Origin of the sequence: Brotocaccenecus cirricatena (assembly GCF_020687045.1) — a bacterium.
In the GTDB taxonomy this organism is placed as follows: domain Bacteria; phylum Bacillota; class Clostridia; order Oscillospirales; family Oscillospiraceae; genus Vescimonas; species Vescimonas cirricatena.
In genome coordinates, this window is record NZ_JAJEPW010000064.1 from 1 (window position 1) to 14,163 (window position 14,163).

17 protein-coding genes and 2 pseudogenes are annotated in these 14,163 nt (G+C 49.6%); 12 read left to right on the top strand and 7 right to left on the bottom strand.

Features of this window, described 5'->3' with window-relative positions:
- From LKD37_RS14525 to LKD37_RS14555, 7 genes and pseudogenes are all read right to left on the bottom strand, one after another.
- A partial coding sequence (locus tag LKD37_RS14525) for a recombinase family protein (RefSeq protein ID WP_302929852.1) occupies positions 1-299 on the bottom strand: 299 nt, incomplete at its 3' end.
- The gene (locus LKD37_RS14530) at positions 299-1,387 is read right to left on the bottom strand and encodes a recombinase family protein (protein WP_306414497.1); all 1,089 of its coding nucleotides are present in this window, start codon (positions 1,385-1,387) and stop codon (positions 299-301) included. The genes LKD37_RS14525 and LKD37_RS14530, both read right to left, overlap by 1 nt.
- Positions 1,364-1,663 (bottom strand): annotated as a pseudogene (locus LKD37_RS17860) (recombinase family protein); the annotation flags it as partial. The gene LKD37_RS14530 and the pseudogene LKD37_RS17860, both read right to left, overlap by 24 nt.
- A gap of 34 nt (positions 1,664-1,697) precedes the next feature.
- A complete protein-coding gene (locus LKD37_RS14540) occupies positions 1,698-3,296 on the bottom strand; it encodes a recombinase family protein (protein WP_302929853.1) in 1,599 nt (532 codons plus the stop codon).
- Entirely contained in the window at positions 3,293-4,987 is a 1,695-nt protein-coding gene (locus LKD37_RS14545) for a recombinase family protein (protein WP_302929854.1), read from the bottom strand. Before LKD37_RS14545 ends, LKD37_RS14540 begins: the two co-directional genes overlap by 4 nt.
- On the bottom strand, positions 4,988-6,412 hold the full coding sequence (locus LKD37_RS14550; RefSeq protein ID WP_302929855.1) for a recombinase family protein: 1,425 nt from the start codon (positions 6,410-6,412) through the stop codon (positions 4,988-4,990).
- Positions 6,381-6,590, bottom strand: a complete 210-nt coding sequence (locus LKD37_RS14555) for a hypothetical protein (RefSeq protein WP_302929856.1) — start codon at positions 6,588-6,590, stop codon at positions 6,381-6,383. The genes LKD37_RS14550 and LKD37_RS14555 overlap by 32 nt, the downstream gene beginning before the upstream one ends.
- An 81-nt stretch (positions 6,591-6,671) precedes the next feature.
- Between LKD37_RS14555 and LKD37_RS14560 the strand changes: the two genes are divergently transcribed.
- The 12 genes and pseudogenes from LKD37_RS14560 to LKD37_RS14615 form a co-directional block, all read left to right on the top strand.
- Positions 6,672-7,769, top strand: coding sequence for a DUF6017 domain-containing protein (locus tag LKD37_RS14560; protein WP_441448475.1), 1,098 nt, complete (start codon positions 6,672-6,674; stop codon positions 7,767-7,769).
- Positions 7,745-7,963 carry a DUF5348 domain-containing protein gene (locus LKD37_RS14565; RefSeq protein ID WP_005422968.1) on the top strand — a complete coding sequence of 73 codons (219 nt, stop codon included), beginning with the start codon at positions 7,745-7,747 and terminating at the stop codon, positions 7,961-7,963. The genes LKD37_RS14560 and LKD37_RS14565 overlap by 25 nt, the downstream gene beginning before the upstream one ends.
- Positions 7,964-8,060: 97 nt before the next feature.
- The gene (locus LKD37_RS14570; RefSeq protein ID WP_302929857.1) at positions 8,061-8,537 is read left to right on the top strand and encodes a PcfB family protein; all 477 of its coding nucleotides are present in this window, start codon (positions 8,061-8,063) and stop codon (positions 8,535-8,537) included.
- Complete coding sequence (locus LKD37_RS14575) at positions 8,534-10,315, top strand: VirD4-like conjugal transfer protein, CD1115 family (protein ID WP_302929858.1); 1,782 nt, start codon at positions 8,534-8,536, stop codon at positions 10,313-10,315. Before LKD37_RS14570 ends, LKD37_RS14575 begins: the two co-directional genes overlap by 4 nt.
- A complete protein-coding gene (locus LKD37_RS14580; protein ID WP_302929859.1) occupies positions 10,312-10,524 on the top strand; it encodes a condensin complex subunit 2 in 213 nt (70 codons plus the stop codon). Before LKD37_RS14575 ends, LKD37_RS14580 begins: the two co-directional genes overlap by 4 nt.
- Positions 10,525-10,733: 209 nt before the next feature.
- Positions 10,734-10,862 (top strand): annotated as a pseudogene (locus LKD37_RS14585) (Maff2 family mobile element protein); the annotation flags it as partial.
- 226 nt (positions 10,863-11,088) lie between these two features.
- Positions 11,089-11,754: a DUF2178 domain-containing protein gene (locus LKD37_RS14590; RefSeq protein WP_050540877.1), complete on the top strand. Its 666-nt coding sequence runs from the start codon at positions 11,089-11,091 to the stop codon at positions 11,752-11,754.
- A 2-nt stretch (positions 11,755-11,756) separates the two neighbouring features.
- Positions 11,757-11,957 carry a helix-turn-helix transcriptional regulator gene (locus LKD37_RS14595; protein ID WP_032747079.1) on the top strand — a complete coding sequence of 67 codons (201 nt, stop codon included), beginning with the start codon at positions 11,757-11,759 and terminating at the stop codon, positions 11,955-11,957.
- Positions 11,958-12,075: 118 nt separating this feature from the next.
- Positions 12,076-12,504, top strand: coding sequence for a helix-turn-helix domain-containing protein (locus LKD37_RS14600; protein WP_302929860.1), 429 nt, complete (start codon positions 12,076-12,078; stop codon positions 12,502-12,504).
- Positions 12,505-12,665: 161 nt separating this feature from the next.
- Complete coding sequence (locus LKD37_RS14605) at positions 12,666-13,109, top strand: RNA polymerase sigma factor (RefSeq protein ID WP_302929861.1); 444 nt, start codon at positions 12,666-12,668, stop codon at positions 13,107-13,109.
- Positions 13,102-13,302 (top strand): helix-turn-helix domain-containing protein, encoded by a 201-nt coding sequence (locus tag LKD37_RS14610; RefSeq protein ID WP_302929862.1) that lies wholly within the window; start codon positions 13,102-13,104, stop codon positions 13,300-13,302. The genes LKD37_RS14605 and LKD37_RS14610 overlap by 8 nt, the downstream gene beginning before the upstream one ends.
- Positions 13,303-13,885: 583 nt before the next feature.
- Positions 13,886-14,163, top strand: a 278-nt coding sequence (locus LKD37_RS14615) for a plasmid mobilization protein (RefSeq protein WP_349048654.1), incomplete at its 3' end; no start/stop codon positions are given.

A 14,163-nucleotide genomic window follows, 5' to 3' on the forward strand; every position in this document is an offset into this window, starting at 1 on the left:
GGCTTGTTTGAGCGTTTTTCGTTTGCTGCGATGAGCTGCTCCTCATCTATGAGCTTGGGATATCCTTTCTCCCCGGTGTAGCGTGTGTCCGCCAGAATACGGGCGATCATATTTTTATTCCAGAGCCGTCCCTCGTCGTATGGGATATCCTGCTGGCGAAGCGCCTCGGTCAACTCATTCAATGATTCTCCCGCAATGTATCGGCGGAAAACCTCCTGCACAAGTTTCGCCTCTGATTCCTGTATGACGATCTCACCCAGAGACATCTTGTAGCCGAAGGGCTGCTTCCGGTTTCCCATCACCGCACCGTCCTCTCTATGGACTCCCGTAGCTCCAGTCCATTTTTCAGGCAGAAGCGGACGGAGTCGTTGCTTTCTATGATAATTTTCTCAACGAGTTCACCAAACAGTTCCGTGTCAAAGCTGTCGAGGATTTCCGGCCCACCTTCCAGGAGGTCTATTAAGTCTCGTGTTTGCAGGGCGGTCATGTCGCTCTCGGCATCCACCAGCTTTTCTTTTTCCAGCTTGGCCTGCCGGAGCTGCTTGGTCAGCTCATTGGTTTTGGATATAAAAATGTCAGGATCAACAAGGCCCTGCTGCTTGAGAAAGGCCAATGTCTGATTCTGACTGGATAGATCTGATATTCTTTTATTCAGGGCAACGATGTCAGGACTCCAGAGCATTTTGCGATTGCGGATCATCTGGAGGTTTATAAGCATCTGTTCCAGAATGGGGATGCTCTGATGCTTCAGCTTATAGTATAGGCGGTAGAAGGATTCATATAGGTTTGTTTCGGAAATTGGCATTAACGGGCACTCTTCACGATTCGCATCGTGTCTCATACAGCACCAGTAGTATTTACCTCTTTGCGGTTTCCTTCGCAGCACTGTCCCGCAACACCCACAGATAACCTTTCTTGAGAAAGGATGAATCGTCTCCGAGGGAGACTTTCCATAGTTTTCCTTTCTTATTTGGATAAGTGTTTGAACTTTTATGAAGACTTCTTTCGAAATAATAGGAGGATGAGTTCCTTCTACATAGTACTGCTCACGCGCCCCTGTATTTCTGTGCCGAACCGTAGGAATTGTTTCAGTTGTATAGGTCTTCTGCCATAAAGAATCACCAATATACCGTTCGTTTGTGAGGATGTAGTGGATTCCACCAGCTCGCCATGCTTTATTCTGATTACTAAGTACACCAGCTTTATTTAACTTGTGGGCGATCTGCTCTTTACTGATGCCATCAAGATACCACTGGAATACTTTGCAGATAATCACGGCCCGTTCAGGGTCGATTTCGATTTTTTTATTTACGATTCTATAACCATAAGGTGTGGAGGGTGGAAGAAATGTTCCGCTTTCCATCCTGCGTTGATAGCTCCATCGCATATTTCCCGAGATAGACTCGCTCTCTTTTTGGGCGAAGGCAGCGTAGATGGCGGTGATGAGCTCACTGCTCACATTGACAGTATCGATACCTTCATGCTCGAATCGGACGTTGACACCCAACTCTTTCAGTTCACGGATATTCTGAAGGCAGTCTTTGGTGTTGCGGGCAAAGCGGGAGATAGACTTGACAAGGATCTGGTCGATCAGGCCCCGACGGCAATCCGCCATCATCCGCTGGAAGTCATCCCGCTTAGCCACTGAAGTTCCTGTGATTCCCTCATCGGCTGCTGTACAGAAAGGACTAACAAATTCACGCCGTGCAGGATTCCCGGCGCAAGGTTTCCATCAGAGCTTTGATCTCATCGGCAAGGTTCAGCCGAATATTCATGCGCCCGTCCGGGTAGATGGTGACGGAGTGCAGCAGATCAGTGGAGATTTCTTTGGTAAGCGCCGTAATCCCGGCATAGCTTTTGAAATGCTCGATTACGGCGTTGCTATTGTCGTCGCTGCTGCTCATCTTTCGCTCCAGCTCCAAGACCGTGCGGGAGATTTCCTCCGCCTGCGCCGTCAGGGCTTTCTTCTGCGCGGCAAAGCTCTCACGGGAAATTTCACCCTCTACCAACCTTTCATAGATGTCTTGCAGCCGCTCGTCAAGCTGGGCTTTCCGGCTCTGGAGCGTCCGCAAGCGGCGCTGCGCCTGTTTTCGGTCAAGCACCCGCTGTGACTGCCTTGTTTGCAGGAGCCGATCTATGCTGACCGCGTACTGGGCGTAGACCTGTATGGTGTCTATCACAGCTTCCAGAATATCGGCCTCCGGGATTCTATCCTCTGAACAGTCAAAGCCGGTATTCAGCCTTTTGGTGATGCAGCGGTAGGAGCCGTTCTTTCTGCTGTCCCGCTGCATGGCGTGGCCGCATACGCCGCATATCACCTTGCGTTTCAGCGGATTGCCGCTGCCAGAAGTCACCTCATATTCCCGGTATTCCCGCATAACGGCCTGTGCTTTCTCGAACAGAGCCTCTGGCACAATGGCTTCATGTCTGTCAGGAACAACGATCCAGTCGTTGCGGGAGATTTTAACCGTGTGCGTACTGCCTACAATGTCCCGGCTCCGTTTTCCGAACACTGTCTTGCCAATATAGCGTTCGTCCCGCAGGAATTTTGCGATTAGACTGGCCGTCCAGAAGTTTTCATCCTGAATACTGCGCCACGGCGCTCTTGTGCAGCCTGCCTCGACTTTGTAGTTTTTCGGAGAGCTTACGCCGTCACCGTTCAGCGCCGCCGCGATCTCCCACGTTTTTGCGCCGTCCGCCGCCATTTGAAAGATGCGCCGTACTACGTCGGCGGCTTCGGCATCTACCAGAAGATGATTTTTGTCCTCCGGGTCTTTGACGTATCCATAAGGCGCATAAGGACTGAGAAATGCCCCGCGCTCGGCTCTGGCCTTCTTTGCGCTTTTGACTCTGCGGGAGAGGTCGCGGCTGTACAGGTCATAGATCAGCGTCCGAAACGAGGTATCGAGGCTATCAATGTCCAGCGGGTTGCTGCTGTCAAAACCGTCGTTGACGGAAATGAAGCGCACACCGAGGAACGGGAACACGCGGGAAATATAGTCTCCCACGGTGAGGTAATCACGGCCAAAACGGGAAAGGTCTTTGACCAGGATGCAGTTGATTTGCCCACGCCTGACCTGCTCCAGAAGCTCCTTTACCGCAGGACGCTCAAAATTCGTACCACTCCAGCCGTCGTCACAAAATTCCAGCATTTCAGAATCGGACAGGTCTGCGTGGCTGGACACATATTCCCGAAGGAGGCTGCGCTGGTTGGATATGCTTTCGGATTCGTCCTTTTCGCCGGTTCTCAAATCCGCATCCTCGCTGGATATGCGAAGATAAATTGCCGTTCTCATACGTCAACGTTCCTCCCTTCCAGATATGTACAGAGTTCCTTGTATTCGTCCCGGTAGCGGAATACGATCTCGATATTGCTGTTTCCGTCCACATACACACGCTGGATCAGTGCCTGCGCCATTTCTCTGGTCAGGGTATCCGCATCCCGAAAGCTGCCGAAAGCCGCAAGGAAAGGGTTCTCCGGTGTGTGCGCCGCTTCTGCCGCCTGCTGGCGGGTCAGCGTTTCGATCAGCCGCTCCGCTTCTTCTGCCTCGGCCTTGTAGCGGCGTTTCAGCGTCATATACTCCTGCTCGGTCATGAGCTTATCCACATAGTTCTGGTAAAGGCTGTCATATAAGCCGTTGTATCTCGTAAGCGCTTTTTTCGCCGCGTCCAGCCTGCCTTGCAGCGTCGCAGTCTGCTTTCTGTATTTGGGAGAGCTGTTTACCCTGCGGATGAGCGCTTCCATATCAGCGGCGAGGGCAATCTGCGTCTGGATGGCTTGCAGGATCATGGGGATCAAAACATCCTCCTGGATATTCTTCTTGGGGCAGCTTGCGATGTCGTTGGTATGCGTCTGGCAGATGAACGTGTACCACAGCTTTTTTTCATGGCTCACATTCTTGTACCGCACCAGCGGACGCTTGCAGTCGGCGCAGTAGACCAGCCCCTTGAGGATGTTTTCAGTGGTTTTCAGATGCGTGAACCTGCCGAGGTTTTCAAAGTATTCTGCCTTTTTGCGCTGGGCAAGCGCCTGCACCTTACCAAAGGTTTCTCGGTCGATCAGCGGCTCGTGGGTATTTTCCACGACGATCCATTCCTCTTTGGGCTTCATGTACTGGCCACGATTCTCATAAAAGGACTGCCGCTTTGTGCCCTGCACCATGTGCCCGATGTACACCTGCCGGGACAGGATGTTTTTGACCGTCTGAACGTACCAGATCACGCCGTTGTACTTTTCTGTTTTGCACGCGCCGGTATTGTACAGATAGGCAGAGGGTGAGGGTATGCCCTCGTCATTGAGCCGCCTTGCGATCTGCGTGACGCCAATGCCCTCGGCACGCCACCGGAATATCTGCCGGACAACGGGAGCCGTTGCCTCATCCGGTTCCAGCCTGTGTGGGTCGTCCGGGCATTTGCGATAGCCGTAGGGTGCCCACGCGCCGATGAAATCGCCGTTCTTCTGCTTTGCCGCCAGAGCCGAGCCGGACTTCCTGGAAATGTCCTTGCTGTAGACCTCGTTGATCAGATTTTTCAGCGGAACCAGATAACCGTCCGCGCCCCGCTGGGCAGTAAGCGTGTCAAAGCCGTCGTTAACGTCGATGAAGCGCACGCCCAGAAACGGAAAAATGCGCTCCAGATAGTTGCCGGTCTCCTTGTAGTTTCTGCCAAAACGTGATAGGTCTTTGACCACGATGCAGTCTACCTCTCCGCGCCTGACCGCTTCCATGAGCTTTTCAAACTCAGGCCGTTGGAAGTCCGTGCCGGTCTGCCCGTTATCGCAAAACAGCCCATACAGAGTGAGCGTCGGGTCATTTTCGACGAACCGCAGCAGGAGGTTTTTCTGTCCCTCGATGGTATCCGCGCCGGGTTTGCCGCTGTCTTCCACGGAAAGGCGGGCATAGGCGGCAGCGCGGTATTGCTTCTGTGCCTGTGCGGGAGCCTCCGCTGCCGGAATGACCGGATTTGTCTTTCGTTTGGTTCTTGCCACTTATACCACCTCTCTGATTTGTGACCGGCGCAGGATATCCGTCTGCCACGCAAATTCATCCGCGAAGCGGAAGCGGACTTCCACGCGGTTGTCCTTATAAATAAGGATGCGGTCGATCAGCGCCACGACGATGCTACGCTCCAATTCCGTAATGTTCAAATGCTCCCGAAACTGCGCCATCCACTCCCGGTGTTCGCCGCCGTGCTCTTTGATCTGCGTGATGGTCTCCTGCAAGGTTTCCATCTGCTTTTCGCACTCGGCGCAGCGCCCTGCGTAGTTCTGCTTGAGCCTCGCGTATTCGTCCCGGTCGATAATGCCGTCTGCAAGATTTTCATACAGCGACATGAGCAGCTTCTGAAGCCGCTCATATTCCGAGCGCTTCTTGTCAAGCTGACGCTGTACCTTCTGAGCTTCTGCGGTTCTCAAAGGGGCGGTGTCCGTCATGGCAAGAATATCGTCCAGGTCTACCACATCCAGGATATACTGCCGGAGCGTTTCCAGCACGATATCTGCAAGTGCCTCGTCACGCATCCGGTGGGGAGAACAGGATTTATCCTGCTTGTGCGCCGCACAGACATAGTAGACATATTTTTTATTGCCGGAGGGGATAGTTTTGCGCACCATGCTTGCACCACACTCGCCGCAGAACACCATGCCGCTAAAAAGCTGGACGGCGCTGTCGCCGGGGCTGCGGCGGGTATCCAGTGAGAGCGCTTTTTGCACGCTGTCAAAGTCCCGGCGTTCAATGATAGCCTCGTGTGTATCCGGAACGACCGCCCATTCATTTTCCGGCTTTGTGACACGCTTTCGCACCTTGTAGCTTGGGGTGGTCTCCTTGCCCTGAATGAGCACGCCGGTATAGACCGGATTTTTCAGGATACGAAGCACCGCATTGGCCGACCATAACGCCTGTGGGTTCGCCTTGAAGGAAGTGGCGAATTTCATGCCGAGAGATTTCTTGTATTCCATAGGCGAGAGCACCCCGTTGCGGTTCAGGCGGGCGGCAATGTCCTGCGGACTCATGCCCTCCAGCTTCCACGAAAAGATGTCCCGCACGATATCTGCGGCATATTCGTCTACGATCAGATGGTTTTTATCTGCGTCGTCCTTCAGATAGCCATACACGGCAAATGCGCCGATGTACTGGCCGCTTTTGCGCTTGACCTCAAGCTGGGTGCGGACTTTCACGGAAATATCCCGGCAGTAGGCTTCGTTTATGAGATTCTTGAACGGAATGATAAGCTCGTCCGAAGCGTTTTTCCCACCAAAGCTGTCATAGTTGTCGTTGACGGCGATGAACCGCACGCCTAAAAAGGGAAATATCTTCTCAATGTACTCGCCTGCGTCCAGATAATTTCGGCCAAAGCGCGATAGGTCTTTTACAATGATGCAGTTAGTACGCCCCGCCTTTACGTCCTCCAGCATCTTCTTGAAGCTCGGACGCTCGAAAGATGAGGTTAGATAACGATACTTTTTGAAACACAGTAAAATCAAGGTTTTTCGGACAACGGACAAGCATGGTTTGTACTACAACTAAATATTGCACCGCACAAGCGGCGTTTCCCACTTCCACACGGAAGAACAGGAACGCCGCTTTTTTCATGCCCTTTGTTACGCAGTAGGGGCAGAAAAAGCCTTGCTATAAGCGGCTTTGTGGGTGTGTTTTTCACGCAGCAAGGGATTTATACCTAAACCCTCAAAATCACCGTTCTACTGCGTAACAAATCCAAAGCAAAGGAGTGATGAAGCTATGGCAGTATTCCGTGTGGAGCGCAACACAGGCTACACCGTAATGAGCAACCACCACTTACGCAATAAGGAGCTTTCCTTAAAGGCAAAGGGGCTGTTATCTCAAATGCTGTCCTTGCCGGAGGATTGGGACTACACCCTTGCGGGGCTGTCCTACATCAACCGGGAAAGTATCGACGCTATCCGTACCGCCGTTTGGGAGCTTGAAAAAGCCGGATATATCACAAGGCGGCAGGGACGCGACGAGAAAGGCAAAATGACCTCTATCGAGTACACCATTTACGAACAGCCGCAGCCGCCGGAATTGGATTGCCCGGTATTGGAAAATCCAACAGCGGATAACCCGATATTGGAAAATCCGACAACGGATAATCCGACGTCGGAAAATCCAACGCAATTAAATAAAGATATATCAAGAACTAACTTACCAAAAAAAGAAAAATCAAATACGGATTTATCAATTACCCATTCCATTCCTATCCATTCCCTAAATCCCTTGCCTTATGGCGAGGACGAAGCGGCACAGCCGCCGGAACGGAAAAGAACGGAAAGGAACGACGCTTACAGAGTGTATGAGGAAATCATCAAGGACAATATCGAGTATGACATTCTCTTGCAGGATATGAAGTTTGACCATGACCGTCTGAATGAGATTGTTGACATTATCCTTGAAACGGTCTGTACGTCAAGAAAGAAAATCCGTATTGCCGGGGACGATTACCCCGCCGAGCTTGTGAAGTCAAAGTTTATGAAGCTGAACAGCGAACACATCCGCTTTGTACTTGACTGTATGCAGGAGAACACCACGAAAATCCGCAACATCAAGCAGTACCTAAAGGCGGTGCTTTTCAATGCCACGTCTACCATTGACAGCTACTATACTTCCCTTGTCGCTCACGATATGGCAAGCGGCGCACTTGCACCGAGGAAGCCGAAGTACGGCGACCCGGACTATTACACCTACAACGAGGGCGAAAGCCTGAAAACGAAAAAAGGAGGATTTACCACATGGCACAGAAAACAGGAGCTTTAATTTTTGACGAAACCGCTGACCGCTACGATATTCGCTTTGATATTGCCGACTATTACGGCGGCTTGCATTGCGGCGAGTGCATGGACGTATTCACAGGCGGCAAATGGAAGCCGACCCGGATTGAGTACGGGGACAACTGGTATCTTGTAGGTATCCGCGCCGAGGACTTGAACGGGCTGCGGGTGCGGATTTAACGGGGCGGCGTGAAGAACGGACGCCCTTTTTTCACGCCCAAAAGCGGCGTACCACCTTAACACTATCACTACTACCGGGAAAGGAGGACGGTAAACATTGCAAGATGAAATCAACGAAAAAGTGGTTGCGCTCTCTGTCAAGGGAGCAAAGCTGACCGCTGAAATGTTGCAAAAGGCAATCAAAGCCATGCTTGCACAGGCAAAAAAGCAGCAGGAAAAACAGCCCCACGGGAAGCAGACCCTAAAGCAGCTTGCGAAGCAGAACGCGGGGCTATCCAACATTGAGATAACCGAGGGCAATATCAAAGCCTTTGAGCAGACGGCAAAAAAATACGGTATCGACTTTGCCCTAAAGAAAGACAGCACCGAAACGCCGCCCAGCTATCTTGTCTTTTTCAAGGGGCGGGACGCGGACGCTCTGACCGCAGCATTTAAGGAATTTTCCGCAAGGAAACTGACGCAGGAACAAAAGCCCTCTATCCGAAAAGCTCTGTCTGCTTTCCGGGAAGCAGCAAAACAGCTTAACGCAAACCGTCAAAAGACAAAACACAAGGACAGGGAGGTGTCGCTATGAAGCCGAATATCAAGAAGCTGCTTATCCTAAACGCCCCCTATCTGCTCTTTGTGTATCTCTTTGATAAAGTCGGACAGGCGGTGCGGCTCTCGCCGGGGGCTGACCTCTCCGGCAAGCTGCTTTCCATTGGCAGCGGCTTTTCTGCCGCCTTTTCAAATGCCCTGCCGAGTTTTGCCCCTATGGATTTGCTTATCGGCATTGTCGGGGCTGTCGTTATCCGGCTTGCGGTCTATGTGAAAGGCAAGAACGCAAAGAAATACCGTAAGGGCATGGAGTACGGCTCTGCACGTTGGGGCAATGCCGAGGATATAAAGCCATATATCGACCCCATATTTGAAAATAACGTGCTGCTGACGCAGACCGAAAGGCTGATGATGAGCAGCCGCCCGAAGCACCCGAAATATGCACGAAACAAAAACGTACTTGTAATCGGCGGCTCCGGCAGCGGCAAAACGAGGTTTTTTGTAAAGCCCAACTTAATGCAAATGCACAGCAGCTATGTAGTCACTGACCCGAAAGGAACGGTTTTAATCGAGTGTGGGAAGCTCTTGCAGCGGGGCGGGTACAAAATCAAGGTGCTAAACACCATCAATTTCAAGAAATCCATGCGGTACAATCCCTTTGCCTATCTGCGCAGCGAAAAGGATATTTTGAAACTGGTAAATACCATTATCGCCAACACCAAAGGCGACGGGGAAAAGTCCGGCGAGGATTTTTGGGTGAAATCGGAACGGCTTTTTTACTGCGCCCTTATCGGCTACATCTGGTACGAAGCCCCGGAGAATGAGAAAAACTTTACGACGCTGCTTGAAATGATAAATGCGTCGGAAGCCCGCGAGGACGACCCGGAATTTCAATCCCCCGTTGACCTCATGTTTGAACGCTTGGAGGAAAAAGACCCGGAACATTTTGCGGTGCGCCAGTACAAGAAGTTTTTGCTGTCTGCCGGAAAAACAAGAAGCTCTATCCTCATTTCCTGCGGTGCGCGTCTTGCCCCCTTTGACATTCGGGAACTGCGCGAGCTGATGGAAACCGACGAAATGGAGCTTGACACCTTAGGCGACCGAAAGACCGCGCTTTTTGTTATTATCTCCGACACCGACGACACCTTTAACTTTGTTGTATCAATCCTTTACACACAGCTTTTCAATCTGCTTTGTGACAAGGCAGATGATGTGTACGGCGGGCGGCTGCCTGTTCATGTGCGCTGTCTGCTTGACGAGTTTGCAAATATCGGGCAGATACCGAAGTTTGAAAAACTCATTGCCACGATAAGGAGCCGCGAAATCTCCGCGTCCATCATCTTGCAGAGCCAGTCGCAGCTAAAGGCTATCTACAAGGACAACGCCGATACCATTGTCGGCAACTGCGATACGACCCTGTTCTTAGGCGGCAAGGAGAAAACGACCCTTAAAGAAATGTCGGAAATCTTGGGGAAAGAAACCATTGACAGCTTCAACACTTCCGAAACAAGAGGACGGGAGCTTTCCCACGGGCTGAACTATCAGAAGTTAGGCAAGCAGCTTATGAGCGAAGATGAAATTGCGGTCATGGACGGCGGGAAATGTATCTTGCAGCTACGCGGGGTGCGCCCGTTCTTCTCCGAAAAATACGATATTACCAAACACCCGAAGTACAAGTACCTTTCCGACTTTGACAAGAATAACGCCTTTGACATGGAAAAGCACTTGCGCCGCCGTCCTGCAATCGTGAAGCCGGACGAGGTATTTGACTATTACGAAGTTGACGAAGCAGATTTGCAGGAGGATACAGAATGAACAAGCGTATCAGAAAGAAAAAGACAAAACAGCAGCTAATCCGAGCTATCAGCGGGCTTGTGGAAGCCGCCGAGGAAATGCAGCGGGAACAGGAACGCAGGACAAGACAGGCGGGTATTTCCTATATCAAGTATATCGAAGCTGTCCGGGAACGGCAGTACGGCATTATGCCTGTCTACACACCACTTTTTGAAAAGGAGGGAGCATAAAGTCAAAACAATAAACACGGGCTACATGGTACGCGCCCCTACTCCTTGCGCGTATCGCGGCAGGAAGCCGCGCCCTTACAACTGAATACCGCCGCGCAGCAGAAACAAACGCAGCGCGGGGACTTATGACCGCGGCAGTTATCGAAAGCTGACCGCCGTTTTTTATGCCCTTTTTCGGGCAGCCGCACAGCGGCAGAAAGGAGTTTTTTATGGCATTTTTCAACAGCGCAGTAGGAGTTTTGCAGACACTCGTTATCGCTCTCGGAGCAGGTCTTGGCATTTGGGGCGTTATCAACCTCTTGGAGGGTTACGGAAATGACAACCCAGGTGCAAATACTCATGTGCGGTAAAGTAACAAATGATAATTTGATAGACAGCAGCCACTATTTCCGAAACACAGACCAATACGAAAAGCTGATGTGGGGATTTTCCTATATCAGCTTTTGTCTTTCTAAGCATTTTTGGGAAAGTGATGTATTTGTATCTTTCCTATTGACAGCCAGTCTTTGAAGTGATATATTTATCTCGTAAAGCGATAAATACATCTCATTGGAGGACACCATTATGAAAAAAAGAACGAAACTCACAATTTGCCTGGGCGTGATATGCGCTCTGCTGGTAGCAATATCTTCATGGTACACAATAGCATTTAACAATTCAAGGTTTATTGTGCCTATGGATTTATCTGAATATGTTTTCAGAGTGCAAGACCTGCCTATGATTATTTCCGGCGTACTTCTTACCTTGTATATTGTGAATATTGTTGTGTTGTTTTTGGAATCTATTAAAACAAACAGGCGTAGGGAATTAACCTTGCAATCCACCAGAACAATAAATCCCAAACTGGGTTTTTTAGGTTTATTAGGATTTGCCGGATTTTTGGGATTTTGGACTTACAGCGTTGACAAGACAATTTTTCCTTTTGTGTTTTTCCTGTTTTTCGGCTTTTTCGGATTTTTCTATGAGGGAAAAATGTCAAATACTCTTATAGATGAACGATACAAAGAAAACAAAATGAAAGCGCAAAGTGTAGCGAACAAAACTTCTCTGTCCATTATTTTTCTTGCAATACTCATTTTGGGACAGGGAAAGCTCATGGATAACCTTGAATATACCTTAATTGCTCTTGTTATTGTTATAGCTCTCTCCATAGCACTTGAAATATTCCTTAGCGAATATCTGCTATATCATTATGATAACGATGAACAGTTTGATGAAAGCGAGGAATAAGCGTGCCGGATTTTGAATGTAGATTAAAAAAGTACAGGCTATTAAAGGATTTGACACAAGAGCAGTTAGCGGCACAGGTAGGCGTGCGGCGAGAAACAATTATGCGGCTGGAAAAGGCACAATACAATCCCTCACTTAAACTGGCGATTGATATTTCAAGAGTTGTTGAAGCACCGATTGAAGAAATATTCGTTTTCAAGTGATTTGTGCGGAATTATGCTTATTTTATAGGCAGTTGCACTAATGTTAATCTGCATTGCTTGCCGCATAGCAGCTATCATGCTATTTTTGATTTACCAAGACAAAGGAGTGGAACACATCATGTTTAGTGAAAATCTAAAAACTCTCAGAAAACAGAAAGGCTTTTCACAGGAAGAATTAGCAACCAGACTTCATGTAGTCAGACAGACTATCTCCAAATGGGAGAAAAATTTGTCCGTTCCCGACGCTGATACTCTTATTCGTCTGGCTGAAATATTAGAGGTATCTGTCAGTGAATTGCTGGGTACGAAAATTGAAAATGAAAATGTCGCCAGTGATGTTGCCGAACAACTATCCAGAATAAACGAGCAACTGGCAATCAAGAACCGCCGCTCACGTCGTATCTGGAAAATTGTTGCCATTATATTAGCAGTAATCGTTCTTGTGAATATTTTTATTGCTGTCTTTTTCAGCGTTCCAGACCTCAACAGCAATACCCAGAATAACCAGCCAGCAATAAGTGATGAAACGATAAGCATAGATGAATGAAGTCGCTAAAAATAGCAAATCCAGTCGAGCCAGTCAACGGTAAAATGAACGGGCTGTGCCCGCCGTATGACAGCCCCGTCTGTCCTTGCTGGTGGGTAATCAAGGGGCGACAGCAAAAGTGCTGCCGCCCTTTCCCATAATCGAAGAAAGGGGGATTTTCCATGACTGAATACGAAGCCTATCAAGAACATATCCGCTATACCCATGATATCTACTGCCGGATTGTTATTCGCCATGCGTCCTTTGACGCTGCCCGTATGCTGGCGGCAAGGTGGAAACGGGAAATCTCCCTTGAATATCTGACCGAAGAAAAGTTTGTTCCACTAAGCACCACAGACGAGTATTTTCAAGTGCCGGACTATGGCGAAACTTATCCGTTTTCTGTCCGGGGGCAGACGATATTTTTAGATAGCTGTTCCCTTGCGGCGGCTCTTGCCGAACTGCCGGAACAGTCGCAGGAGGAAATCTTTTTGTATTACTTCCAGCATTTGAAGCAGAAAGAAATCGGAGAACAAAGCGGCTGGACACGCAGCACAATCGGGCGACATATCCAGCTTGCCTTGAAGCGGCTGAAAGAAGAAATGGAGGTGCTGTCCCATGAGTAGCCTACTTCTCCCCTATGACACGATAATAAAAGCACATGAGGGCGACTCCATAGCGATACAAGCTGTCCTTGACCGATATGCCGGGTATATCCGCTATTTCTCCAAAATGAACGGCTATTATAATTCTGATATGGAGGACTACATCAGAACAAAGCTGATTGAAAGCCTGTTCAAGTTCCGGCTTGACCGATAACATAAAAACTGAATATCCCGCCGCCCCGCAGCAGCACATGAAGCAGTAAATCCGAAAAAGATTTGCTGCTTTTTTTGCGCCCATTTTTGGCAAATTTCCAAAAGTTCCGTATTAGACATTGAAGCTAAAAAGGCTGCCATTTTTTTAGACAGCGGGCAAAACGCAGCTTCCGAAACGCCTTATTGTCGGGAAAGACCGAGCCGCCGGAAAAGTTCTTGCCGGAAAGTCCGTCATTTTTGCTTTTTGCGGTGTTGTAGGGAGTAAGGGGAAGAACGCCAGCCCGCAGCCTTTTATGAAAAAGCTGGTTATAGATTTTCTGAAAAAGTGGCAGTAGGAAGTGAACGGCAGTCCGGCAGTTTTTTAGAGCAAGATTCTACCGCAGTACCAAAATTCGCTTTTCGCTCATTTTGCCCCTGCGGGAATCTTGTTGGGGAGTGCCTTCCCCAAACCCTGCTTATGCGGCTTGCGCCGCTTAAAAATCTCTCAAAATATTTTTTCGGATTTTTCAAAAACAGTTCCGCTTCACACCCCGTTTTTCTCCTATTAGTGAGAGGACACCACGCACAGAAAGGAGGTTTTTACCATGCGAAAACGATATAACACGCCGCACCGCAGCCGGGTAGTCAAGACACACATGACCGAGGAAGAATATGCCGAGTTTGCGGAAAGGTTTTCTGCCTGCAACATGAGCCAAGCCGAGTTTATCCGGCAAGCCATAACCGGGGCAGCCATACGCCCCATCATAACCGTTTCTCCCGTCAATGATGAGCTGCTTGCCGCTGTTGGGAAGCTGACCGCCGAATACGGCAGGATCGGCGGCAACTTAAACCAGATAGCCCGGACGCTGAACGAGTGGCACAG